We start from the raw sequence: 23,936 nt of genomic DNA on the forward strand, positions 1-23,936 counted from the left end.
GATCTCCGCATCGGGCCGGGGGATCCGGGGTTGCTGACCATCCGTGGCCGGGAACTGCTTGGCAGGGCCGACGTCGTCGTCACCGACCGCCTTGTTTCCGCTGAGGTCCTTGCGTTCGTCCGGCCCGATGCGGAGATCATTTACAGTGGTAAGAGCGCCGGCGCGCTGACCCGGACTCAGGAGGACCTCAACGCGTTGCTGGTCGATCGCGCGCTTGCCGGTCACCTGGTCGTCCGGCTCAAGGGCGGGGACCCGTTCGTGCTCGGACGTGGTGGCGAGGAGGCCGAAGCCTGCCGGCTCGCCGGAGTGACATGCACCGTCGTCCCCGGGGTGACCTCGGCGTTCGCGGGTCCTGCCTATGCCGGGATCCCGGTCACCCATCGTGGTGTCGCCCAGGATGTCGCGGTCGTCTCCGGCCATCTGCCGCCCGGGCATCCGGAGTCAGGCGTGGACTGGGCGGCGCTCGGGGCCTCCCGGATGACCGTTGTTGTGCTGATGGGCGTCGCGCGGCTCGCTGACATCGCCGCCGCGCTCATCGACGGAGGACGGTTACCGGATACGCCCGTCGCAGTGATCGAACGGGCCACCACGCCGGCCCAGCGTGTCGTCCGCGGTACTCTGGACATGATCGCGGTCGACGCCATCGCGCTGGGTGTCCGCTCGCCCGCGGTGGTGGTGATCGGTGCTGTCGCGGCCCGCTGCGACGCCGCGCCACGGATCATCCCGTCTCCCGGTGGGGACGAATGCCCGCCGAGCGGTGCCGGGCCAAGCGGCGCCGGGTATCCGTTGGCGGGTGTCCGCGTACTCGTCCCACGGACCAGATCGCGTCCGGGTCTGCTCGCCGTACGACTGCGCGCTCTCGGCGCGGACGCGGTGGAGACCGTGGTGTCGCGTCCCGGTCCGGTGACCGACGTCGAGGCCGAGCCCGACCCGCGGATCGCCGAGGAGCTGCGCCACGGTGACCTGCACGCGGTCGCGTTCGCGTCATCGACGGCGGCTCGGGCGACGGCGGCGCTCTACGGTCCGCTGTCGCAGGGGATCCTGGTCGCGGCCATGGGCGCACGTACAGTCACTGCGTGTCAGCGGGCCGGCCTGCGAGTCGACGCCGTGGCAACCGAGCCCGGCATCTACCCGCTTGCCGCCGCGGTCGTCACGGCTGTTACCAAGGCCCGTTCGCGCTGAGGGCGGTGCCAGCGCTGACAGCGCTGACAGAATTGCCAGCCAGTTGATCGTTTCCCGCATGCTCGCCGGTCAGCGTGTCGTCGATGCGGGCGGCGACGGCGGCCAGCACGCCGGGGTGCAGACCGAGCGGTGCGGTCAGGCGCCAACGGGTGTCGGGGAACTGCTCCTGCGCCCTGGCGAGGGCAGCCGGGATGTCGTGCGCGGTGTGGTTGCCCTCGAACAGGAAGAACGGATGGGCGACGATCTCGGTGCAGCCCGCCGCGGTCAGGATCCCGTAGCCGGCGACGATGTCAGGCTGGACGAGGTCCAGAAACGCGGGTTCCACCGCGTCCCAGCGGGCCTGCCCGCCGTTGTCGGCACCGTTGCTTGTGGCACCGTCGTTTTCGGCGCGGTCGGGCTCGGCAAGCAGTCGGGCGACCGCGCGGACGGTCGCGTTCGCCTCATCCCGCCGCGAGCCGTGCCCGATCACCAGTAGACCCCGCATGTGCACCAGTCTGCGCCACGACGCGCCCGGCCAGCTCGGTCAGGCTGGCACAGTCTGGTCACCCACACCGGCACCGTCGTCGGAGCTGTGCCCGGGGAAGACCTTGGCGGACGGGTCGATGACCGGCGCGGCATTGTTCACGGCGGTGGCGACCTCACCGAAGCCGGTTGCGATCAGGCGGACCTTGCCGGGGTACTCGGTGATGTCGCCGGCGGCGAAGACCCGTTCGATCCCGGTCGCCATGGTCGAGTCCACCACGATGTGGCGTTTGTCGATCGTCAGGTTCCAGCGGGTCAGGGGTCCCAGGTCCGCGGTGAAGCCGAGGGCGGCGACGATCGCCTGAGCCGGGCGGACCTGGCGCTCACCGGACTTGCTGTGCGCGAGCTCGACCTTCTCGACCCGCTCTTCGCCGTGGATGGCGCTGACCTCGGTGAAGGTCAGGACCTCGACCCGGGAGGTCTGCACCTTCCCGACGGTGTGTGCGTGGGCGCGGAACTTGTCCCGCCGGTGCACGAGGGTCACCGAGCGTGCCAACGGTTCCAGGGCGAGCGCCCAGTCGAAGGCGCTGTCACCGCCGCCGACGATGACGACGTCGGTGTCGGTGTAGACGTCGAGTTTCGGGACGAAGTACACCAGGCCACGGCCCAGATGATCGCCGCCGACGGGTAGCGGCCGGGGGGTGAACGTCCCGAGGCCGCCGGTGATGACGACGGCCTTCGCCCGGATCCGTGTCCCCTGGGCGCTGGTGACCACGACGGCGTCGGTCTCGTGGGTCAGTTCAGCGGCCTGCTGGCCGAGCAGGTAGGTGGGGGAGAACGCACCGGCCTGCGCGACGAGCGCGGCGACCAGATCGCGGCCGCGCACGGCCGGGAAACCGGCTACATCGTAGATCACTTTTTCTGGGTACATCGCGGTGACCTGACCGCCGGCCTCGGGCAGCGAGTCCATCAGTGTCACGGACATGCCGCGGAACCCCGCATAGTAGGCGCCGAAGAGCCCGGCCGGCCCGGCGCCAATGATCAACATATCGGTGTCGAGGTCCGCTGGTGTCGAGCTGTCACGGCCGGCGCTGTCGGGGCCTGCGGGGGTCACTGCGTCCACGCGTAACTCCTGGGGCTTTCGGGGATATGCGGCCCCGCCGGATCGCATACGCAAGGGCCGGTCGGCACCATGGAAAGGAGACTCGCGCTCCATCCTGCCGTATCGGCGATTGAGACGCCGTGACGGCGTAACCCGACCGCCGTGGCAGACCGGAGCGCGGTCAGGCCGGGGACACCGACGGGTGGCGCGCCCGCCGTGCGGTTACCGTCGAAGCGGACCGTATGCCGTCTCATGACTGTGCGTCAGTGGTCGCGGCGCTGGTAGGGAGGACTGCGATCAGAGAAGACATGGTGAACGGGAACGTGCGACCGGAGTCGGCATCGGATGGACCGCGTGGGGTCATGCCACTCCAACCAGGGGACTCCGCCCGGATCGGCCGGTACCGGGTCGTCGGTCGGCTCGGCGTCGGCGGCATGGGCGTGGTGTACCTCGGCCAGGACGAAGCCGGCCGTCCGGTGGCCGTCAAGGTGATCAAAGAAGACCTCGCGGCCGATCCGGAGTTCCGGGCACGCTTCGCCGACGAGGTCGCGGCGGCTGGCCGCGTCGCACCCTTCTGTACCGCACAGGTGCTCGACGCAGATCCCGGCGCCTACCCGCCGTACCTGGTCACGGAGTACATCGACGGGGTCCGCCTGGACGACGTCGTCACCGCGCGTGGGCCGCTGGTGTTGTCGACTCTGCAGGGAGTCGCGGTGGGGGTGGCCTCTGCGCTGACCGCCATCCATGGCGCCGGCATCGTGCACCGCGACCTCAAGCCGAGCAATGTGCTGCTGTCGTATTCGGGGCCGCGGGTCATCGATTTCGGGATCGCGCGGGCGCTGGACGCGGTGGTCGGGCGTACCCGCACCGGCCTGGTACTGGGGTCGGCGGGTTGGATGGCACCCGAACAGATGGAGGGCGCGCCGGTAGGCCCGGCCGCCGACGTCTTCGCCTGGGGCCTGCTGATCGCTTATGCGGCGGCCGGGTGCCATCCTTTCGGTGACGGTGCCCCGCTTGAGATCGCCCAGCGGATCGTCATGGAGCGTCCGTACCTCGGCGGTGTTCCCGAGGATCTTCGTCCGCTGGTCGCGGCGGCCCTGAACCGGGATCCGCGTGCCCGGCCGTCCGCCGAAGATCTCGTGCTGGCATTGCTCGGTGACCAGGCACGGGCACGGTCTGGCACCCGCGCCGCCGTGCCCGAGGTCCTCGACGGCACCTGGTCGGGTGGCCGGCGTGGGCAATCCGCGGTGGGTGCGGTCGCAGCCAGGCCCGTGCACGACGGCCGTACCAGGCTGGGCGTTCCGCAGGCGCCCGCGCCGGAGCGGTATGCACCGGAGCCACCTGTGCCGGAGCGGTATGCACCGGAGCCACCTGTGCCGGAGCGGTATGCACGGGGTCGGTATGCAGAGGGAAGGTATAAGCCGGAACGGTATGCGCCGGAACGGTATGCGCCGCCGCGCCGCCGACGGCGGTGGCGACCTCGGATACCGGGGAAGCGTTTGGTCATTCTCCTTCTGTTGATCTTTTTGGTGATGTCCGGGGTCGACCGTGTCACCCATATCTGGGACACGCAGCGCGGTCGGTTGTGGGAGCAGGTCTGGACCCATGTCCAGGACGGCTTCCAGCACGAGGTGGTCGACCGTTTTCAGCGCGATGTCGTCGACCGGGTGCGCAACAAGGTCGACGACACCCGGACCGGCGTTGATCAAACCGGCTCTGCCCGGACCGGCCAGGGGTGATGCGGCATCGGCTGTCGTCCCCCCGCACCCGAAAGCCCGGGCGGCAGGCCCGCTCGCCGTACCATCGCAGGGTGAGCCTTGTGGATGATGCCGACAGCGGTTCTCCGGTAGTTGCAGCGCCTTCGGTGGTGAGCGAGGGGGAAATCTCCTCCGTGCTCGCCCGCGCCGCGGACGGCGGGCGGATCAGCCCCGACGAGGCGCTGCTGCTCTACACGAAGGCCCCGCTGCACGCCCTGGGCCAGGCCGCCGACGTCGTCCGTCGCCGCCGTTTCCCGGATGGCATCGCGACGTACATCATCGATCGGAACATCAACTACACGAACGTCTGCGTGACCGCGTGCCGGTTCTGCGCGTTCTACCGCGCTCCGGGGCACTCCGAAGGCTGGGTCCGCGACGTCGAGGACATCGTCGCCAGATGCGGCGAAGCGGTTGAGCTGGGGGCAACCCAGATCATGCTCCAGGGCGGTCACCATCCCGAGTTCGGTATCGAGTGGTATGAGAGTGCCTTCGCGGCGATCAAGCGGGCGTACCCGCAGCTCACCCTGCATTCCCTGGGTGCCAGCGAGGTCGTCCACATCGCGCGGACGTCCGGGCTGAGCTATAGCGATGTCATCGTCCGGCTGCGCGACGCGGGGCTCGACAGCTTCGCCGGCGCGGGGGCGGAGATTCTCACCGAGCGTCCCCGGCACGCCATCGCCCCGCTGAAGGAACCCGGCCATGTGTGGCTGTCGGTGATGGAAGCCGCGCACGGGCTCGGTGTCGAATCGACCGCGACGTTCATGATGGGCACCGGTGAGACCAACGCCGAGCGCATCGAGCACCTGCGGATGATCCGTGACGTCCAGGACCGCACCGGCGGTTTCCGGTCGTTCATTCCGTGGACCTACCAGCCGGAAAACAACCACCTGCGCGGACGCACACAGGCGTCCACGATCGAATACCTGCGGCTGGTGGCGGTGGCCCGGCTGTTCTTCGACAACATCGCGCACCTGCAGGGCTCGTGGCTGACGACCGGTAAGGAGGTCGGTCAGCTCACCCTGCACATGGGCGCGGACGATCTGGGTTCGGTCATGCTGGAGGAGAACGTGGTGTCCTCGGCCGGCGCCCGGCACCGGACCAACCGGACCGAGCTCATCGGTTTGATCCGTACCGCCGATCGGATTCCCGCACAGCGCGACACGCTCTACCGGCACCTGGTCGTGCACCATGACCCTGCGCAGGATCCGGTGGACGACCGGGTGGCCTCCCACTTCTCTTCGACCGCACTGTCGTCGCCACCCATGCTGCCGATCGTCGCAACGCGCTGACGGGCGCGCCGGCTGCCGCCGCTGCGCGTTCTTATCGGCCTGCGCGGTCGGGGGTGACCAGGCGGACGGTGACATCGGGCAGCTCGTCGAAACGGGCCTGTTCGTCGGTGGTCACCAGAACACGCTTGGTGGCGCGAGCGGTCGCGGCGATGATGAGGTCATGAGCCCCGCGGGGCTTGCCGGTGCGACGCGTGCAGGCGAGTAGTTCGGCGTGGTGCTCGGCGACGTCAGGGGTGTAGTTCTCCACGGGGGTGACGGCGAGCATGTCCGCGAGGAACGCGCGTTGCGCGGCCCGGGTGGCCTCATCGGTGGCCAGCAGTACGCCGACGCCGTATTCGGCAAGAACCACGGCTGGTAGGACGACGTCGTCCTGATCGCTGATCGCGGCGAGGTCGAGCCGGCCCCGGGCGCCGTTGACCAGCACGCCCGTGTCGAGGATCAGTCGTGCCACGGGTCGATGTCATGCACAGTCGAAGCAGCTTCCCGCGCGCCGGCGACGTTGGCGGCGAACGTTTCGTCGATGCCAGCCTGGCCGCCCCAGCGGCGGAACACTTCCCGCAGGGCTTCGCCGTTGGTCTGTGGTGCCGGCATGATCACGGCGACCCGCCGTCCGCTGCGGGTCACGACGATCGTCTCGCCATGCTCGGCCTCGTCCAGAACCGCGCTGAAATTCCGGGACGCTTCGGACGCCGTCATCACATGCATGCTCTTCATGATAGCTGATTCAGAACTTCTGATGACTGGGTTCGTCGACGGCCGAGTGGCCTCACGCTTCTCCTCGACCACCCTGCCGACAGCCTGAAACCGGCTCCGGCCTGCAATCAGCCTCGTTCGTAACGATCTTTCGAGGTTTGTGAGATCAACAAGCGGGTATTCAGCGCATAAACCTCGAAAGATCGCCGGCTGCCGCCGCTGCGCCAGGGGTGGTTGCCCTGTTCGGTCAGTGTGCGTGCCGATCCACCTGCGTTGCCCTGCAGGTAAAGCCGCCGGGCAGGTCGTCGTGCCCCCAGCTGACTCGCTGCGATGGGGACAATATCTGGCCGGGAGCGATGTTACTCACCGTCGCCACACCGGCTCCCGTGTCCGTCGGGTCGTCCTTGCTGCCGAACGCGACGTGGATGACGTAGTCGCTGGTAACCGTCGAGTGGTTGGAGACGACGACAAAGGCGGTGGGCAACCCTGACTCGTACTCGATACCGCATGACACCGTCACGTCGGCTGCCGCCGGGGCCGTGGCGCTCGTCGGAACCGTCCGGACCTTGCTGGACGCGGAAGGCGACCTGACCACACCGGGCTCCGCCGTCCGGTCGATCAGCCACTGGGAGACCGACGGCCGGACCGTGGCGCGATCCCCGATGGGAGTGGTGGATGCGGTCGGCGACGATCCGACCGATGTGGGTTCCGCCGTTCGAGCGACGGTCGGGGCGGACTGCGAGGAGTTCGCCTTGGCTGATTCGCCACAGCCGGTGACAAGGACAACGAGCACTCCAAGCGCCGGCCAGACAGACCTGACGTCAAGCCCGGTCTTCCGTGGCCTTGGATGATCCGCTGACGGCTCGTCCACCGGTTGGCGAGCACAGTCATTGACGCTGGTAATCAGAAACCTCCGTGTTTTATCTGCGAGCAGGAAATGCGTCGTCCATTTTGTGGACACGGTCCGGTTCGGGGCCTGTGGCCGGCCAGAGGCTGATCGAATGTTCTTCGACGGGTTCCTTGGACGAATCGTGCCTACGACCTTCCGCGCGGCCGCGTGTCTGGACCCGGGTCCGGTACCAGCCGGGCCCGGCATGCGCAAGGTTTCCGGCGTCTTCGGGCAGGGAAAAGTCCCAGGTATACAGGTACGTTTTTCCTTCCGGGCTGTGGTAACTCACATCCACGACGGCTTCCCACGCATCGAGGACGAGCAAAGGCTCGGTTTCGCACAAATTGACGGTCACCCAAATTTTTCCCCATTGTGTACCGGACCGGAAGCGAGCGTACCCTTCTCCGGCAGTTACGAGATTATTTCCCGATGTAACCTTAGAGTGGGCGGCAGCGGTTGGTGGTAGGTCGCTGCCATCACACATGGAGTATTGCCAGTAGTCGATGTGCAGAGTGTGTGTTGTCGAAGGCATGCTGAGATTATCCACGGCGGATTCACGCGGTCAGGGTGGCGTACGGCTCGGCGCCGAGGTTCCGGTCGGGCCGGGGCTCTTCGTCGAATCACAGGCAGGAGCCACGAGTCGCGAGTCAGCAGGCCTGACGGTGGCACTACCATGCGTGCATATGGAGCCGGGCAGAATCATGACTCACAAGATCGATCCAGCGGGCCGAAATGATCCTGCGCTGCTTGCGAGGCTGCGGGCTCAGGCGATTGGTGCCGAAGATCCGCTCATGCGGGGGGTGTTTCTCAAGTCGATCGCGCAGACGTGGCCCGATGATCCCGGCGTTCCTCCGCTGCTATGGGATCGGGCCGTCGTCGATCAGAATGCGTTTGTGCGGCGAATGGCGGTGGAGGCGATCGGGGCCGGTTGGCGGGACGATCCGGGCGCCCTGCCGTTCCTGCTCGACCGCGCTGTCGCGGACCCGGATGCGGCGGTGCGTCGAGTGGCCGTGGAAGCGGTCGGGGCTGGTTGGCAGGGCGATCCGACCGCCCTACCCGTGCTCGGTGCGCGAGCTGTCGCTGACGAGGATGCAGCGGTGCGCAAGGCCGTGCTGACGGTGATCGCGGCCGGTTGGCGGGATGATCCGAGTGCCCTGCCGTTGCTGCCCGACGTGGTCGCTGCCTACCCGAACACGGCTGAGTCGCAGGCTGCACTCACGATTATCGCCGACAGCTGGCGAGGCGGTCCTGCCAGCCTGGCGTGGTTGACCGAGCAGGTCGCACATGCCGACAACGGCAACGTACGGTCCGCCGCGGTACGAGCCATCAGCGCGGGTTGGCCGCACGAGGCAGCCATCCGGTCCCTGGTGCATCAACTGATCAGCAACGACAGGCACGTCGTGGTCAGATGCGCGGCGACGGGGGCGCTCGCCACGGGTTGGCGCGATGACCCGGAGACCCTGCCGCTGCTGCGTGCGCTTGCCGTCGACGACGAGGAAGCCGGTGTGCGTGACACGGCCACACGGGTGCTCGCCGCGCGCTGGCGCGATGACCCGGAGCTGCTGCCGTGGTTGCGTCGGCGGGCGCAGGATGACTCCACCGCGCGCTCCCTGCTGGTGGGCACGATCGCCGACAGCTGGCGGTACGGCCCTACGAACCTGTCGTGGCTGCGTGACCACGGGCTCCAGGACGAACGAGTGGATGTGCGGCGGGCAGCAGTACAGGCGATCGTCGCGGGCTGGCGCAACGATCCGACCACCGTGGCGCTGCTGCGGGAGCGGGTAACCGACGACCTTCATTTTGATGTTCGTTCAGTCGCCATGGAGGCGATCGTCGCCGACTGGCGGGAGCATCCCGGCACGCTGTCGTGGCTGCATGATCGGGCCGTCAACGACCGGCACCGGGACGTGCGCCGGATGGCTGTCGAAGCGATCGCGACCTATTGGCCGGACGACCCCGCCACCGCACTCCTGTTGTGGGACCGGGCCGACAACGACGAAGATCCCATTGTGCGTGACGCGGCGACAGATGCATTGCCGTGACATGGTCGACTGGACGGTCTACTGATCGGTAGACTGTCTGGTATGGCGACGACGACGATCAAAGTGGACGTAACAGTTCGGGACCGGCTCGCATCCCTCGCCCAGGATCGCGGAACCACGATGGGCCGCATGCTTGCCGAGATCGTCGAAACACTTGAACGCGAGTCCTTCTTCGCGCGGGCGCGAGTGCAGCTCGAGGAGCTGCGCGCCGCTGCTCCCGAGGAGTGGGACCGCGACCGGAACGAGTCGAGGGCCTGGCAGCACGGCACCGACCGGGACGCGCTCGCGCTCGACGACACGTCGGGCTGGTGGGAATGAGGCAGGTCCACACCGGCGAGATCTGGCTCGCGCTCCTCGACCCCGTCGTCGGCCATGAGCAGGGCGGCCGGCGGCCCGTCGTGATCGTGTCGGCCGACGGTCTCCATGGTCTTCCGATCGACATGGTGATCGTCGTCCCCCTTACGGGGAAGGACCGTGGTCTGGTCACACAACCCCGGATCGACGGACCCGCGACCGGGCTGAGCAAGCGGAGTTTCGCCCGTCCCGAAGACATCCGGGCGATCGACGGCGCCAGGCTCGAACGCTGTCTGGGAACCGTCGACACCGCCACGCTTGCCGCAATTCGCAAGGTCCTGCGGTATTTTCTCGATCTCTGACTCGATCTCTGACTCGATCGATGAATGCCAGGTCCACGCCCCGTGCGGGATCGACCCGGCTAACCTGACCGGGTGACCGTGCGCACCGGACCGAAGATCGAACTGCACGTCCACCTGGAGGGCACCGTCCGCCCGGCGACGCTGCTGGCGATGGCGCGGCGTAACGGCGAGCCGCTGCCTGCGACGACCGTCGAGGGCCTCACCGAGCTCTACCGGTTCCGGGACTTCGACCATTTCATCGAGATCTGGATCCTCACCACGCACGTGATGCGCACCGCCGAGGACTTCCGTCAGGTCGTCGTCGACTACGCGGCGCAGGCATCGGCGCACGGGGCTGTGTATGTGGAGGGGATCTTCTCGCCGTGGTTCCGGGTCCAGCGCGGAATCTCCTGGGAGGAGATCTTCAACGGCTACGCCGACGGTGTGGCCGAGGCGCGGGAACGGTTCGGTCTGGACATGCGTCTCACTCCGGACGTCGACCGCATCCTGCCACCGGATGCGGCCTGCGAGGTGGCGCGCCAGGCGGTCCGGTTCCGGGACCTGGGGATCGTCGGCCTCGGCCTCGGCGGGCCGGAGGTCGGTCATCCGCCCGAGCCGTATGCACGGGCGTTCGCCATCGCCGCCGACGGCGGGCTGGCCGCCGTCCCGCACGCGGGCGAGACCACCGGACCGGAATCGATCAGGGGCGCCGTCGATGCGCTGGGTGCACGCCGCATCCGCCACGGCATCCGCGCCGTGGACGATCCCGATCTCATGGTTGAACTCGCCGAACGGAACATCGTCCTGGACGTCTGCCCGGTGTCCAACCTGCGGACCCGGTCGGTGGCCGAGCTCGCCGCGCATCCGCTGCCCGCGCTCATGGCCGCCGGCGTCCGCTGCTCGTTGGCCACCGACGACCCGGCCATGTTCGACACCGATCTCGGACGGGAGCACGCGGTGGCCGCCGCCTTGGGCGTGGGTGCCCGCGACCTCTACGAGGCCGGGGTGGCCGGAGCGCTGTGTGACACCGCGACCCGGGCGCGGCTCACGGCGATCGGTGCCGCCACCGACTGGGATGCGGCCCAGGCCGCGCTCGCCATGGCGGCCGGAGACGATCAGCTGGCCGTTGATGTTGCCACCGCAGGCCCCCCGGCGGTGTTTCGGTGAGCGGGGCAGGCGGCAGCGCTGCGCCGACGCCCGGTACCTCGGCCGGCCGACCCGGGCTGGACAAGCGTCCGGACGAGGTTGCGGCCATGTTCGACGGTGTTGCGCGTCGTTACGATCTGACCAACACGGTGCTGTCGGCCGGTCGGGACAGGACCTGGCGCATTGCCACCGCGGACGCACTCGAGCTGCGTCCGGGACTTCGGGTGTTGGACCTGGCGGCCGGTACCGCCACCTCCTCGCGGGCGTTCGCCGCCCGCGGCGCCGCGGTCGTGGCCTGTGACTTCTCCCTGGGCATGCTCAGGGTCGGCCGCCGGCGCCTCCGTCAGCAGTTGAATACTGCTGGTGGCGGCCTTGTTGCTCTGGTCGCAGGGGACGGCCTGAAGCTGCCGTTCGCGGACGCCTCCTTCGACCGGGTGACGATCTCCTTCGGCCTGCGCAACGTCGTCGATGTGGACGCCTGCCTCGCGGAGCTGGCGAGAGTGACCCGGCCGGGTGGACGCCTGGTCGTCTGCGAGTTCAGCCGGCCCACCTGGGCGCCGTGGCGCACGGTCTACCTGGAGTACCTGATGCGGGCGCTACCCGGGCTCGCCCGCGCGGTCAGCAGCAGTCCGGACTCCTACGTCTACCTGGCCGAGTCGATCCGCGCCTGGCCGGACCAGCCGGCCCTGGCCGCGCGCATCGCCGGAGCGGGCTGGACGCGGGTCGGCTGGCGTAACCTCACCGGCGGGATCGTGGCCCTGCACCGGGCCACCCGCCCGTCCTGACCCGGTATCCCACCACGCCGCCACCGAGGCACGCCGCCACCGAGGCACGCCGCCACCGAGGCACCTTGGGCGACCAAGCTTGATGATCAGTCTGGGATGTGGGCGTCCAGCCAGGCCAGCGTGCGGGCCCAGGCATCCGCGGCGGCGACGGCGTTGTATGCCGTGGGCCGTGCATCGCAGTGGAACCCGTGCCCCGCACCCGGGTAACGGACGATTTCGGTCGGCACGGCGGCGTTCCCGGTGGCCGATCGCATGGCTTCGACGTGTTCCACCGGGATGTTCTGGTCGATGTCGCCGAAAAGGCCCAACCACGGTGCCTGGAGGCGGGCCGCCACTTCGATCAGGGGCGCCTCGCCGAAACGGCCCTGGACGAGCCCGCCGCCGTAGAAGCTGACAGCGGCCGCGAGCGGACGGTGTGCGGCGGCGATCGTCGCCACCGTTCCGCCCATGCAGAAACCGACCACCGCGATGTGGTCGATCGCGGTTCCCTCGTCGGCGAGCAACTCCATGCTCGCGTCGAGGTCATCGAGGATCTCAAAGCTGTTGAGCGCCTGCATGGTCGGTCGGATGGCGGCGATATCGGTGTCATAGGCGAAGACCGGTGACCCCGCCCGGTGGTAGAAGGCCGGCGCGATGGCACGCCAGCCGACGGCGGCGAAACGCTCGCACACGGCCTCGATGTACCCGGTGAGCCCGAATGCCTCCTGGGCGACGATGACACCGCCGCGGGGCACGTCGGCCGGATGCGCGACGACAGCATCCATAGGTCCGTCTGCCGTGGACAGTGTGACGGTCTCGAAGCTCATCCCGTGCTCCTGTCCGGTCGAATGTCCGGTCGAGTATCAGGTCGCGCCCCGAGCGCCTCGGGGCGGGGATCACAGCGCCTGATCCGGTACATCATCCCCACTCACCTTACGGCCATGGTGATCCATTTGCTGCGGTTCGGACCCGTGCTTGGTCGCTGCACGCGACGCGGGCGTGTTCGCGATCCCGGCACCTGTGCCAACCGCGGGCGCAGGGCCTAGACTCGCCGTTGCGCTCGTGAAAACGTTCACGAGCGGCGGAAGTGTGGCGAGTGGGAATACCCCGGCGATCCGGAGCGGTGCGTGATCATGACAGCGGTCGAGGCCGAGCACGCCGATGTCATCGTTGTCGGTGCTGGACCAGGCGGGTCGGCTGCTGCGTATCACCTGGCCCGCACCGGGCTGGATGTCGTCCTGCTGGAGAAGACGAGCTTCCCGCGGGAGAAGGTCTGCGGTGACGGGCTCACCCCCCGGGCCGTTCGCAGCCTGATCGAGATGGGTATCGACACCGGCAGCGATGGGTGGGTCCGAAACCGCGGCCTGCGGATCGTCGGCGGCCGCGTGCGACTCGAACTGCCGTGGCCCGAGCTTGCGAACTGGCCGGATTACGGCCTGGTCCGTCCCCGGCTCGACTTCGACGAGCTGCTCGCCCGGCACGCCGAGAAGGCAGGGGCGCAGCTGCGGGAGGACACCGCGGTCACCGGCCCTGTGCTCGACGAGCGCACCGGTCGGGTTGTCGGAGTTCACGCGAAGGCTGGCCGTGGCCGCGAACCGGTCGAGTTCCGCGCTCCGCTGGTGATCGCCGCGGACGGCAACAGCGCGCGGATGGCCCTCTCGCTCGGCATCGGCCGCCGTGATGATCGTCCGCTCGGGGTTGCGGTGCGCCGGTATTACCGCAGCCCCCGCACCCACGACGATTTCCTGGAGTCCCATCTGGAACTGTGGGAGGGCGCACCGGGGGCCTCCCGGCTGCTTCCCGGCTATGGGTGGATTTTCGGCGTCGGGGACGGAACGAGCAATGTCGGCCTCGGGCTGCTGAACACCACCAGCGCCTTCCAGAACACCGACTACAAGGACCTGCTCCGCCGCTGGCTCGGTGGTCTCCCACCGGAGTGGGGCTACGTCGAGGAGAATGCCACCGGTCCGATCCGCGGTAGCGCGCTGCCGATGGCCTTCAACCGCACGCCGCACTATCGCGACGGTCTCATGCTCGTCGGGGATGCGGGTGGCGTGATCAACCCTTTCAACGGTGAGGGTATCGCCTACGCCATGGAGTCCGGACGCCTCGCGGCCGAGGTCGCCGTGCAGGCGATGGCCCGCACGTCCGGACCGTCGCGGGAACGGGCACTTGAGGCATACCCGCAGGTTCTCCGGCAGCGGTACGGCGGCTACTACACCCTCGGTCGGGTGTTCGTCCAGCTGATCGGAAACCCGGCGGTGATGCGGACGGCGACTCGATATGGGCTGCCTCGGCCGACGCTCATGCGCTTCACCCTGAAGCTGCTGGCGAATCTCACCGACCCGCGGGGAGGTGATGCGCTGGACCGTCTGATCAACGCGATGACCAAACTGGCGCCTGCGACCTGAGTGCCGAAACGTGCGCCGCCGGACGCCATCGGACGCCATCGGACATCACTTGCCGGGTCGGGGTAAACCGGTCGCACCCCCCGGATCGGGCGTCGCGTAGGCTCCCGGGCGCGATCCGACCAGCTCACCGCGGGTCGCCTGGAACTGATCGTCAACGGCACACCGCCACTGCCACTGCCACTGCCACATCCCGCACCGGACCTGCAGAGAGGAGCTCGGCATGCTGTCGAACTACGTGCCGATCCTCGTACTTTTAGTGATCGCGGCAGCGTTCGCGATCGGATCTGTGATCACAGGGTCGCTGGTCGGCCCGAAGAGGTACAACCGCGCCAAGCTCGACGCCTACGAGTGCGGAATCGAGCCGTCGCCCGAGCCGGCCGGCCCCCACCGCTTCCCGGTGAAGTTCTACCTGACCGCGATGCTGTTCATCGTCTTCGACATCGAGATCATTTTCCTGTATCCGTGGGCGGTTGCCTTCGGGAGCCTGGGGGTCTTCGGTCTGGTCGAGATGGTGATGTTCATCGCGACCGTATTCGTCGCTTATGCGTACGTGTGGCGACGCGGAGGCCTCGAATGGGACTAGAAGAGAAGTTGCCCGGTGGCCTGCTGCTCACGACCGTGGAGAAGATGGCCAACTGGTCACGGCGGTCCTCGCTGTGGCCGGCCACGTTCGGCCTGGCATGCTGTGCCATTGAAATGATGTCGACCGGCGCAGGTCGTTACGACCTCGCTCGGTTCGGCATGGAGGTGTTCCGGGCCAGCCCGCGCCAGGCCGACCTTATGATCGTCGCGGGTCGGGTCAGCCAGAAGATGGCTCCGGTACTGCGCCAGATCTATGACCAGATGCCCGAACCCAAGTGGGTGCTCGCGATGGGCGTGTGCGCGAGCAGCGGCGGGATGTTCAACAACTACGCCATCGTTCAGGGTGTGGACCACATCGTCCCGGTGGACATGTATCTGCCGGGCTGCCCGCCGCGGCCGGAAATGCTCATGGACGCGATCCTGAAGCTGCACGAGAAGATTCTCGCCGGCACGGTGACGGGTAAGCTCCAATACACGACGGTCGGCGACTCGCCTTACCCGAAGCCGATCGAGGTGGCCACCGCGCGGGCCGGTCTGCCGGCTGGGGCGCTGGAAACCGACACGCTGTCGGTCAACGATCGCAAGCGGTTCCGTCTTCCCGCCGGTGCCCCGCTTCCTACCGGAGTCGGCGCGGTCGAACCGTCGCTCGACACCCGCCGACCTGCCGCGATCGCGCCCGGTTCGGTGTTCGGCCGGACCAAGCGTCCGGTGCCCACCACGAAGCCGACCGCCGGGGCCGCACCGGAGCACGGAGACAGGGAATGAGCGAACGTGCGGTGTCCTCGGGCACGGGCGGACCGCGTCGGCACGACGCCTTCGGTGCGTCCGGCTCCGGCGACACCTCCGGTTTCGGCGGACTCGTGGAGAGCCCGTCGGCTCCGGCGTCGACAGCACGACCGTTCGGCGACCCTGACGCCGACACCGTCTACGACGCCTTGGAGCGCTCCTTCCCAGCGCTCGGCGAGGCGCTCGAACGCGTGGTGGTCGAACGCGGCGAGTTGACCCTGCACGTGCGGCGCGGCTACCTGCTCGCAGTCGCGCAGACGCTGCGGGATGATCCGGATCTGCGCTTCGAACTGCTGTCCTCGGTCTCCGGGGTGGACTACCCCGACGACCCCAGCGGCCGGCGGCTGCACGCCGTGTACCACCTGCTGTCGATGACCTGGTGTCGCCGCGTCCGTGTCGAGGTCGCCCTCGCCGACGACGACCCCACCGTCCCGAGCGTCATGGGTGTCTGGCCTACCGCGGACTGGCACGAGCGGGAGACCTACGACTTCTTCGGCATCGTCTTCTCCGGCCGCGACAGCCTCACCAGGATCATGATGCCGGACGACTGGTCCGGTCACCCACAGCGTAAGGACTATCCGCTCGGCGGCGTGCCCGTCGACTACAAGGGCGCCCAGATACCGGCACCCGACACGCGGCGGAGCTACTCGTGATCGGACGCAGCCCTCATCTGTGCCGTTCGAAGCTGTGCCGTTCGAATATGTGCCGTCCCGATATGTGCCGTTCCGATATGTGCCGTTCCGATATGTGTCATTCTTACCAACGAGGTTCGTTATGACCACCCACGCCTCCGAGACGTCCACCACGTCCAACAGGTCCAACAGGTCCAGTACGTTCGCGGGACCGCCGGCCGGCGATGTTCCTGCTGATGTTCCCGCGGCTGATGCGTCCGCCACCGCCTATGAGGCCGGCTTCACCGAATCGGCAGACGGGCGGATATACACGGTCACTGGCGGTGACTGGGAACAGGTACTCGGCGGCGGCGAGGACTACACCGAGCGGCTCACCGTCAACATGGGCCCGCAGCATCCGTCCACCCACGGAGTGCTGCGCCTCGTGCTGGAGATCGAGGGCGAGACGGTCATCCAGACCCGGGTCGTGATCGGTTATCTGCATACCGGGATCGAGAAGAGCTGCGAGTTCCGCACCTGGACGCAGGCGGTCACCTTTCTCACCCGGGCCGACTACCTCGCGCCGCTGTACAACGAGACGGCCTACTGCCTGGCGGTGGAGAAGCTCCTCGGTGTCACCGAGGAGGTTCCCGAGCGGGCGACCGTCATCCGGGTGCTCGTGATGGAACTCCAGCGGATCGCCTCCCACCTGGTGTGGCTCGCCACCGGAGCGATGGAGATCGGCGCCACCACGGGGATGATTTTCGGGTTCCGCGAGCGCGAGAAGATTCTGGATCTTCTGGAGGCGATCACCGGTCTGCGGATGAACCACGCCTACATCCGACCCGGCGGGCTGGCCCAGGACCTTCCCGACGGGATTGAGGGCGACATCCGTGTCTTCCTCGCCGACATGCCGAAACGGATCGAGGAGTACCATGCGCTGCTGACCGGGCAGCCGATCTGGAAGGGCCGCATGGTCGATGTCAACTACATCGATGCGGCCAGCTGTATCGCGCTCGGCGTGACCGGGCCCGTGCTGCGCGCGGCCGGGTTGGCCTGGGACCTGCGCAAGACCATGCCGTACTGCGGTTACGAGACGTACGACTTCGAGGTCCCCACCCGCTTGGAGGCCGACTCCTACGCCCGCTACCTCGTGCGGTTGGAGGAGATGGGCGAATCGCTGAAGATCATCGAACAGTGCCTGGGGCGGCTGTCTCCCGGTCCGGTGATGATCGCAGACAAAAAGATCGCTTGGCCGGCGCAGCTGTCCATCGGCACCGACGGGATGGGCAACTCCCTCGATCACATCCGTACGATCATGGGTACCTCGATGGAAGCTCTGATCCACCACTTCAAACTGGTCACCGAGGGCTTCCGGGTCCCGGCCGGGCAGGCGTTCACGGCTGTGGAGTCGCCTCGCGGCGAGCTGGGCTATCACGTCGTCAGCGACGGTGGCACCAGACCCTTCCGTGTCCATGTCCGGGATCCCAGTTTCGTCAACCTGCAGGCGGTCCCGGCGATGACCGAGGGCGGCCAGGTCGCGGACGTGATCGTCGGCGTGGCGTCCGTCGACCCAGTTCTCGGGGGAGTTGACCGGTAATGCCACTGACCGAACAGACCCGGGCCGCCGCGCGGGACATCATCGCCCGGTACCCAGCGGGTCGCTCCCGCTCGGCGCTGCTGCCCATGCTGCATCTCGTGCAGGCCGAGGACGGCTGCGTGACGGCCGAGGGGATCGAGTTCTGCGCCACCGAACTCGCCATCACCCAGGCCGAGGTGAGCGCGGTCGCGACCTTCTACACGATGTACAAGCGCCAGCCGGTCGGCGACTGGTTGGTGTCGGTCTGCACGAACCTTTCGTGCGCCCTGCTTGGCGGCGAGGACGTCTACGCCCGGCTCTCGCGTCATCTCGGTGTCGGCCACGACGAGACGACAGCGGATGGCGCGATCACTCTGGAGCACGCGGAGTGCCTGGCGGCCTGCGACTACGCGCCGGTGATGACCATCAACTACGAGTTCTTCGACCAGGTCGACCCGGACTCCGCCGTCGAGATCGTGGCCGCGCTGCAACGCGGCGAACGTCCGGCTCCGACGCGCGGTGCGCCGTTGTGCACGTTCGTCGAGGCGTCCCGGCAGCTGGCCGGTTTCCCCGACCCGCGCCCCGGCGCGGTGGCCGGACCGGGCGTGGGTGAACCATCCGTGGCGGGTCTCCTCATCGCGGATGCCGTGGACATGCCGGGTCCGGTTGCCGCGGGCCCGCCCGACCCGGTTACCGCCGGTGCGACGGTCGCCCCGACCGGCACCGCCAAGCGGGCCCGCACCGGGCGGACCGCCCATCAGACGAAGGGGAGCTGACCATGCCGGTCACCCCGGTTCTCACCGGACGCTGGAACACTCCCGAGTCCTGGACGCTCGCCACCTACGAACGCACCGATGGTTACCAGGCGTTGCGCCAGGCGCTGGAGACGGGTCCGGACGCCATCATCGGGCTTATCAAGGACTCCGGTCTGCGGGGCCGTGGCGGCGCTGGCTTCCCCACCGGCATGAAGTGGGGCTTCATCCCGCAGGGCGACGGCAAACCGCACTATCTGGTCATCAACGCGGATGAGGGCGAGCCCGGTACCTGCAAGGACGCGCCGCTGATGATGGCCGACCCACATTCGTTGATCGAGGGCATCATCATCGCCTCGTTCGCGGTGCGGGCGAACAACGCCTTCATCTACTTGCGCGGGGAACTGGTGCACTGCGGACGCCGGCTGCGGGCCGCGGTCGCCGAGGCATACCAGGCCGGCTACCTCGGCGCGGACATCCTCGGCAGCGGGTTCAACCTGGATCTGGTCGTCCATTCCGGCGCCGGTGCCTACATCTGTGGCGAGGAGACCGCGCTGCTGGACTCCCTGGAGGGCCGCCGCGGCCAGCCCCGGCTGCGCCCGCCCTTCCCAGCGACGCACGGGCTGTACGCGTCACCGACGGTGGTCAACAACGTCGAGACCATCGCCAGCGTCCCGTACATCATCCGGCGCGGGGTGGCGTGGTTCCGGTCGATGGGCCGCGAACGTTCACCCGGGCCGAAGATCTACAGTCTGTCCGGGCATGTGACCCGCCCGGGCCAGTACGAGGCGCCGATGGGAACCACCCTTGCCGAGCTGCTGGAGATGGCCGGGGGCATCCGCGGGGGGCGGCGGTTGAAGGCATGGACCCCCGGCGGATCGTCGACGCCGATGCTCACCGCCGACCATCTTGACGTCCCACTGGACTTCGAGGGTGTCGTCGAGGCTGGTTCGCTGCTCGGCACGGCCGCTATTATGATCATGGATGAGACCGTTGACATGCTCAAGGTCGTCCGGCGGTTGACCCAGTTCTACGCGCACGAGTCGTGCGGAAAGTGCACGCCGTGCCGTGAGGGAACCCCGTGGATGGTGCAGATCCTGTCCCGCCTCGAGCGGGGTGACGGCGACGCCTCCGACGTCGACACCCTCCTCGACGCCTGCGACAACATCTTCGGCCGGGCCTTCTGCGCTCTGGCCGACGGTGCGACCTCGCCGATCGTTTCGGGCATCGCGTTCTTTCGCGACGAGTTCCTCCGGCCTGCATCCGCGCGGTCCGCGTCGAGCGGTCCGCCCGGCACCGGCCTACCCGCCGCCGGATCCAGCGTGTCCGGATCCGGCGTGACTGACTCCGCCGCCACCGACAGCGTCGCCGGTTCGCCGGACGCCCTCGCGAGAGCCCACTGATCACTATGACAACCGTGTCGACGAGCAGCGCCTCGCCACCTCCGGTCGTGCCCACGCCGCCGGACCTCGTCACCCTGACCATCGACGACCAGGCCGTCAGCGTGCCCAAGGGAACGTTGATCATTCGTGCGGCTGAACTGCTCGGGATCGAGATCCCGCGGTTCTGCGACCATCCGCTGCTCGACCCCGTCGGCGCCTGCCGGCAGTGCATCGTCGAGGTCGAGGGGCAGCGCAAGCCGGTCGCGTCCTGTACCGCGACCGTGTCGGCCGACATGGTCGTGCGCACCCAGCTCACCTCGCCGGTCGCCACGAAGGCGCAGGCCGGGACGCTGGAGTTCCTGCTGCTCAACCATCCGCTGGACTGCCCGGTCTGCGACAAGGGCGGCGAGTGCCCGCTGCAGAACCAGGCCATGGCCAACGGCAAGGCGGTCTCCCGGTTCAAGGAGGCCAAGCGGACGTACCCGAAACCGCTGGCCATCTCCACCGAGATCCTGCTCGACCGGGAGCGGTGCGTGCTGTGCGCGCGCTGCACCCGGTTCTCCGCGCAGATCGCTGGCGACCCGTTCATCGAACTGTTCGAGCGGGGTGCGGACGAGCAGGTGGCGGTCGCCGAAGGCGAGCCGTTCACGTCGTACTTCTCCGGCAACACCGTGCAGATCTGCCCGGTGGGAGCGCTCACCAGCGCGGCCTACCGTTTCCGCGCCCGGCCGTTCGACCTGGTCTCGACCCCGACCACATGTGAGCACTGTGCCGACGGATGCGCGTTGCGGACGGATCATCGCCGCGGCAAGGTGATGCGGCGGCTCGCCGCCGACGACCCGGCCGTGAACGAGGAGTGGAACTGCGACAAGGGTCGGTTCGCCTTTGCCTACGCCGGCGGCGCCGACCGGCTCCGCACGCCGCTGGTCCGCGACGATGCCACCGGCGAGCTCGTCGAGGCATCCTGGACCGAGGCGCTCGCGTTCGCGGCCCGGGGCCTGGCGGAGTGCCGGGACCGCCATGGCGTCGGCGTCCTGGCCGGTGGGCGGCTGACCCGCGAAGACGCCTATGCCTACGCCAAGTTCGCCCGGCTCGTCCTGCACACCAACGACGTGGACTTCCGCGCCCGGCCGCACTCGGTGGAGGAAGAGAAGTTCCTGGCCCACGCCGTCGCCGGTACCGGCATCGGGGTGACGCATGCGGACCTCGCGGCCGCGCCCGCCGTGCTGCTGGTCTGCCTGGAGCCCGAGGACGAGGCGCCGATCACCTTCCTACGGCTGCGCAAGGCCGCGGCCAAGCGGGGGACGGCGGTCTTCTCGATCGCGCCGGTGGCGACCCCGGGCCTGGCCAAGATGGCCGGGACGCTGCTGCCCGCCGCCCCCGGCGGGGAGGCCGCGCTGCTGTCGGGCCTGGCAGCCGGGGCCGGCAGGGCCGGCAGGGAACCATCATCGTCGGCCGGTGCGGCGCTGCGGGCGCCCGGGGCCGTGATCCTGGTGGGGGAGCGGGCCGCGCAGGCTCCCGGGACCTTCACCGCGGTCCTCCGGCTCGCGGAGGCGACCGGCGCTCGGCTGGCCTGGGTGCCGCGTCGAGCCGGCGAGCGCGGTGCCCTGGCCGCCGGCGTCCTGCCCTCGCTGCTGCCCGGTGGCCGCCCGGTCGCCGACGCGGTGGCACGGGCTGAGGTGGAGGAAGCCTGGGGCGCGGCCGTTCCGGAGCGGCCCGGCCGCGACACCGCGGCCATCCTCGCCGCGGCGGCCGCCGGTGAGCTTGACGGGCTCGTCGTGGCGGGGCTGGACATCGAGGACCTGCCCGACCCGGCCGCCGCATTCACGGCGATCGCGGGCGTGCCGTTCTGCGTCTCACTGGAAGTTCGCCGGTCCGCGGTGGCCGAGGTCGCCGACGTCGTTCTGCCGGTCGCGCCGGTGGCGGAGAAGGCGGGCTCGTTCGTCAACTGGGAGGGACGCCTGCGCGCGTTCCAGCAGGCACTGGAGACGCCGGCCCTGGCCGACGTGCGGGTGCTGCACATGCTCGCCGCCCGACTCGGGGTTGCCCTCGGTGTCGCGGACCCCGGCGCGGCCGCCCGTGAGCTCAGCGCACTCGGCCGCGCCGGTGACGAGGTTCGGCGGGTACCGGCGCCGTCGGTGGCGCCGCCGGTGCCCGCCGACCCGCCTGCCGGTCACGCCGTGCTGGCGAGCTGGCACCAGCTGATCGACGACGGTCGGATGCAGGACGGCGAGCCCTATCTCGCCGGGACGGCCCGACCGCCGAAGGTCAGGCTGTCCGCGGCGAGCGCCGGCGAGATCGGCGTGGTCGACGGTGACCTGGTCGAGGTCGCCAGCGACCGTGGGACGATCACTCTGCCCCTGGAGATCACGTCCATGCCCGACCGGGTGGTGTGGGTCCCGACCTACTCGCCCGGCTCACACCTGCGCCGCTCCCTCGCGTCCCGCACCGGCGAGCTGGTGCGGGTCGGCGCGAGCGGGCGGACTTCGAAGGGCCGGTCATGAGCTATTCATCCTCGCTCGGGGCGTCCGTGGGGCAGCCGCTGGCCGCTGCCGCCGGAGATCCGGACCTGTCGGCCTTCGGCGGCGACCCGTTCTGGCTGATCCTTCTCAAGGCCGTCGCCGTGTTCGCGTTCCTGCTGCTGATCACGCTTTTCGCCATCGTGTTCGAGCGTAAGGTGGTCGCTCGGATGCAGCAGCGGGTCGGCCCGAACCGGCACGGACCCAAGGGTTGGCTGCAGAGTCTGGCCGACGGCGTGAAGCTGATGCTCAAAGAGGACATCATCCCGGTTCTCGCGGACCGGCCGGTCTTCATCCTCGCACCCATCGTCTCGGCTATCCCGGCATTCCTCGCGTTCGCGGTCATTCCGTTCGGTCCTGAAGTATCGATTTTCGGCCATCACACCGCATTGCAGCTCGCGGACCTACCGGTCGCGGTTCTGTTTGTGCTCTCGGCGTCGTCGCTGGGCGTGTACGGGCTGATTCTCTCCGGCTGGGCGAGCGGATCGACCTACCCGTTGCTGGGCTCCCTGCGTTCGGCGGCCCAGATCATCTCCTACGAGGTCGCGATGGGGTTGTCCTTCGTCGCGGTCTTCCTCAACTCGGGGACGCTGTCGACCTCGGGTATTGTCGCCGGTCAGCGCCACTGGTGGAATGTGTGGCTGGTGCCGTCCTTCATCATCTACTGCATCGCGATGGTCGGCGAGACCAACCGGACGCCGTTCGACCTGCCCGAAGCCGAAGGCGAGCTGGTCGGCGGTTTCCACACCGAGTACAGCTCGATCAAGTTCGCGTTCTTCTTCCTCGCCGAATACATCAACACGGTCACCGTGTCCGCGGTGGCGACGACGCTGTTCCTCGGCGGCTGGCAGCCGCCGCCGATTCCGTACCTCTCGCACTTCGACACCGGCTGGTTTCCGGTGATCTGGTTCGTGCTGAAGCTGCTGGCGTTCCTGTTCGTCTTCATCTGGCTGCGCGGCACGCTGCCCCGGCTGCGCTACGACCAGTTCATGGCGTTCGGCTGGAAGGTCCTGATCCCGGTCGGGCTCGTATGGCTGCTCGCCGTCGCGACATTCAAGGTGTACCGGGAGAACGTCACCGACCGGACGCCGTGGCTGATCGGTTTCGGGATCGCGGTGGGAATCCTGCTCATCATCACCCTGCTCGACCCCGGCGCCCGACAGCACGCTGAACGCCTTCAGGCCGCCGAAGACGAGCGCACGCGCAACAAACCGAGCCTGGAGCGGATTCCGTGGCCGCCGCACCAGCCGTCATCGCAGTCATCATCGAAGTCGCCGTCGCCGCCGTACACCCCCGGCCCGCATCGACCGTCTTCCGTCATCGCCGCGGGTGGACCGCGTCAGGAGAGCTGAG

The 23,936-nt window shown here is 68.6% G+C and carries 25 protein-coding genes; 18 read left to right on the forward strand and 7 right to left on the reverse strand.

Annotated elements, in window-relative coordinates:
- The first annotated feature begins 9 nt into the window (after positions 1–9).
- Complete coding sequence (gene cobA / locus U9978_RS02705) at positions 10–1,182, forward strand: uroporphyrinogen-III C-methyltransferase (protein ID WP_322759595.1); 1,173 nt, start codon at positions 10–12, stop codon at positions 1,180–1,182.
- On the opposite strand, the gene U9978_RS02710 is transcribed toward cobA, so the two are convergent.
- Both U9978_RS02710 and U9978_RS02715 read right to left on the reverse strand, forming a co-directional pair.
- Entirely contained in the window at positions 1,160–1,666 is a 507-nt protein-coding gene (locus U9978_RS02710) for a CbiX/SirB N-terminal domain-containing protein (RefSeq protein WP_322759433.1), read from the reverse strand. The genes cobA and U9978_RS02710 overlap by 23 nt on opposite strands.
- A gap of 39 nt (positions 1,667–1,705) precedes the next feature.
- Entirely contained in the window at positions 1,706–2,692 is a 987-nt protein-coding gene (locus tag U9978_RS02715) for an NAD(P)/FAD-dependent oxidoreductase (RefSeq protein ID WP_416210832.1), read from the reverse strand.
- Between the two features lie 416 nt (positions 2,693–3,108).
- On the opposite strand from U9978_RS02715, the gene U9978_RS02720 reads away from it, so the two are divergent.
- Both U9978_RS02720 and mqnC read left to right on the forward strand, forming a co-directional pair.
- Complete coding sequence (locus U9978_RS02720) at positions 3,109–4,485, forward strand: serine/threonine-protein kinase (RefSeq protein ID WP_322759435.1); 1,377 nt, start codon at positions 3,109–3,111, stop codon at positions 4,483–4,485.
- Positions 4,486–4,565: 80 nt separating this feature from the next.
- Positions 4,566–5,792: a cyclic dehypoxanthinyl futalosine synthase gene (mqnC, locus tag U9978_RS02725; RefSeq protein ID WP_322759436.1), complete on the forward strand. Its 1,227-nt coding sequence runs from the start codon at positions 4,566–4,568 to the stop codon at positions 5,790–5,792.
- A 31-nt stretch (positions 5,793–5,823) separates the two neighbouring features.
- Here the strand turns inward: mqnC and U9978_RS02730 are convergent, their stop codons facing one another.
- The 3 genes from U9978_RS02730 to U9978_RS02740 form a co-directional block, all read right to left on the reverse strand.
- On the reverse strand, positions 5,824–6,243 hold the full coding sequence (locus U9978_RS02730; protein WP_322748790.1) for a PIN domain-containing protein: 420 nt from the start codon (positions 6,241–6,243) through the stop codon (positions 5,824–5,826).
- The gene (locus tag U9978_RS02735) at positions 6,231–6,506 is read right to left on the reverse strand and encodes a type II toxin-antitoxin system Phd/YefM family antitoxin (protein ID WP_322759437.1); all 276 of its coding nucleotides are present in this window, start codon (positions 6,504–6,506) and stop codon (positions 6,231–6,233) included. Before U9978_RS02735 ends, U9978_RS02730 begins: the two co-directional genes overlap by 13 nt.
- 226 nt (positions 6,507–6,732) lie before the next feature.
- Positions 6,733–6,969 carry a hypothetical protein gene (locus tag U9978_RS02740; protein ID WP_322759438.1) on the reverse strand — a complete coding sequence of 79 codons (237 nt, stop codon included), beginning with the start codon at positions 6,967–6,969 and terminating at the stop codon, positions 6,733–6,735.
- Here U9978_RS02740 and U9978_RS02745 point away from each other — a divergent pair.
- Entirely contained in the window at positions 6,962–7,336 is a 375-nt protein-coding gene (locus U9978_RS02745; RefSeq protein ID WP_322759439.1) for a hypothetical protein, read from the forward strand. The genes U9978_RS02740 and U9978_RS02745 overlap by 8 nt on opposite strands.
- A 69-nt stretch (positions 7,337–7,405) precedes the next feature.
- On the opposite strand, the gene U9978_RS02750 is transcribed toward U9978_RS02745, so the two are convergent.
- A complete protein-coding gene (locus U9978_RS02750) occupies positions 7,406–7,729 on the reverse strand; it encodes a hypothetical protein (protein ID WP_322759440.1) in 324 nt (107 codons plus the stop codon).
- Positions 7,730–8,075: 346 nt separating this feature from the next.
- On the opposite strand from U9978_RS02750, the gene U9978_RS02755 reads away from it, so the two are divergent.
- From U9978_RS02755 to U9978_RS02775, 5 genes are all read left to right on the forward strand, one after another.
- A complete protein-coding gene (locus U9978_RS02755) occupies positions 8,076–9,416 on the forward strand; it encodes a HEAT repeat domain-containing protein (RefSeq protein WP_322759441.1) in 1,341 nt (446 codons plus the stop codon).
- A gap of 63 nt (positions 9,417–9,479) precedes the next feature.
- Positions 9,480–9,734 (forward strand): hypothetical protein, encoded by a 255-nt coding sequence (locus tag U9978_RS02760; protein ID WP_322759442.1) that lies wholly within the window; start codon positions 9,480–9,482, stop codon positions 9,732–9,734.
- Positions 9,731–10,072 carry a type II toxin-antitoxin system PemK/MazF family toxin gene (locus U9978_RS02765; RefSeq protein WP_322759443.1) on the forward strand — a complete coding sequence of 114 codons (342 nt, stop codon included), beginning with the start codon at positions 9,731–9,733 and terminating at the stop codon, positions 10,070–10,072. The genes U9978_RS02760 and U9978_RS02765 overlap by 4 nt, the downstream gene beginning before the upstream one ends.
- 78 nt (positions 10,073–10,150) lie before the next feature.
- Positions 10,151–11,218 (forward strand): adenosine deaminase, encoded by a 1,068-nt coding sequence (gene add / locus U9978_RS02770; RefSeq protein ID WP_322759596.1) that lies wholly within the window; start codon positions 10,151–10,153, stop codon positions 11,216–11,218.
- On the forward strand, positions 11,215–11,982 hold the full coding sequence (locus U9978_RS02775; RefSeq protein ID WP_322759444.1) for a demethylmenaquinone methyltransferase: 768 nt from the start codon (positions 11,215–11,217) through the stop codon (positions 11,980–11,982). The genes add and U9978_RS02775 overlap by 4 nt, the downstream gene beginning before the upstream one ends.
- Before the next feature lie 86 nt (positions 11,983–12,068).
- Here the strand turns inward: U9978_RS02775 and U9978_RS02780 are convergent, their stop codons facing one another.
- On the reverse strand, positions 12,069–12,788 hold the full coding sequence (locus U9978_RS02780; RefSeq protein WP_322759445.1) for a dienelactone hydrolase family protein: 720 nt from the start codon (positions 12,786–12,788) through the stop codon (positions 12,069–12,071).
- 306 nt (positions 12,789–13,094) lie between these two features.
- On the opposite strand from U9978_RS02780, the gene U9978_RS02785 reads away from it, so the two are divergent.
- The 9 genes from U9978_RS02785 (at position 13,095) to nuoH (ending at position 23,935) form a co-directional block, all read left to right on the forward strand.
- Positions 13,095–14,372 (forward strand): geranylgeranyl reductase family protein, encoded by a 1,278-nt coding sequence (locus U9978_RS02785; protein ID WP_322759446.1) that lies wholly within the window; start codon positions 13,095–13,097, stop codon positions 14,370–14,372.
- Between the two features lie 223 nt (positions 14,373–14,595).
- The gene (locus U9978_RS02790; RefSeq protein WP_322759597.1) at positions 14,596–14,955 is read left to right on the forward strand and encodes an NADH-quinone oxidoreductase subunit A; all 360 of its coding nucleotides are present in this window, start codon (positions 14,596–14,598) and stop codon (positions 14,953–14,955) included.
- Positions 14,946–15,719, forward strand: coding sequence for a NuoB/complex I 20 kDa subunit family protein (locus tag U9978_RS23960; RefSeq protein WP_416210831.1), 774 nt, complete (start codon positions 14,946–14,948; stop codon positions 15,717–15,719). The genes U9978_RS02790 and U9978_RS23960 overlap by 10 nt, the downstream gene beginning before the upstream one ends.
- A complete protein-coding gene (locus U9978_RS02800) occupies positions 15,716–16,393 on the forward strand; it encodes an NADH-quinone oxidoreductase subunit C (protein WP_322759447.1) in 678 nt (225 codons plus the stop codon). The genes U9978_RS23960 and U9978_RS02800 overlap by 4 nt, the downstream gene beginning before the upstream one ends.
- Before the next feature lie 121 nt (positions 16,394–16,514).
- Entirely contained in the window at positions 16,515–17,951 is a 1,437-nt protein-coding gene (locus U9978_RS02805; RefSeq protein WP_322759448.1) for an NADH-quinone oxidoreductase subunit D, read from the forward strand.
- The gene (nuoE, locus tag U9978_RS02810) at positions 17,951–18,706 is read left to right on the forward strand and encodes an NADH-quinone oxidoreductase subunit NuoE (protein WP_322759449.1); all 756 of its coding nucleotides are present in this window, start codon (positions 17,951–17,953) and stop codon (positions 18,704–18,706) included. Before U9978_RS02805 ends, nuoE begins: the two co-directional genes overlap by 1 nt.
- Before the next feature lie 2 nt (positions 18,707–18,708).
- A complete protein-coding gene (gene nuoF / locus U9978_RS02815) occupies positions 18,709–20,085 on the forward strand; it encodes an NADH-quinone oxidoreductase subunit NuoF (protein ID WP_322759450.1) in 1,377 nt (458 codons plus the stop codon).
- 5 nt (positions 20,086–20,090) lie between these two features.
- The gene (locus tag U9978_RS02820; protein WP_322759451.1) at positions 20,091–22,568 is read left to right on the forward strand and encodes an NADH-quinone oxidoreductase subunit G; all 2,478 of its coding nucleotides are present in this window, start codon (positions 20,091–20,093) and stop codon (positions 22,566–22,568) included.
- Complete coding sequence (nuoH, locus tag U9978_RS02825; protein WP_322759452.1) at positions 22,565–23,935, forward strand: NADH-quinone oxidoreductase subunit NuoH; 1,371 nt, start codon at positions 22,565–22,567, stop codon at positions 23,933–23,935. Before U9978_RS02820 ends, nuoH begins: the two co-directional genes overlap by 4 nt.
- Position 23,936 lies beyond the last annotated feature (1 nt).

The organism is Protofrankia sp. Cr2, assembly GCF_963555885.1.
In the GTDB taxonomy this organism is placed as follows: domain Bacteria; phylum Actinomycetota; class Actinomycetes; order Frankiales; family Frankiaceae; genus Protofrankia.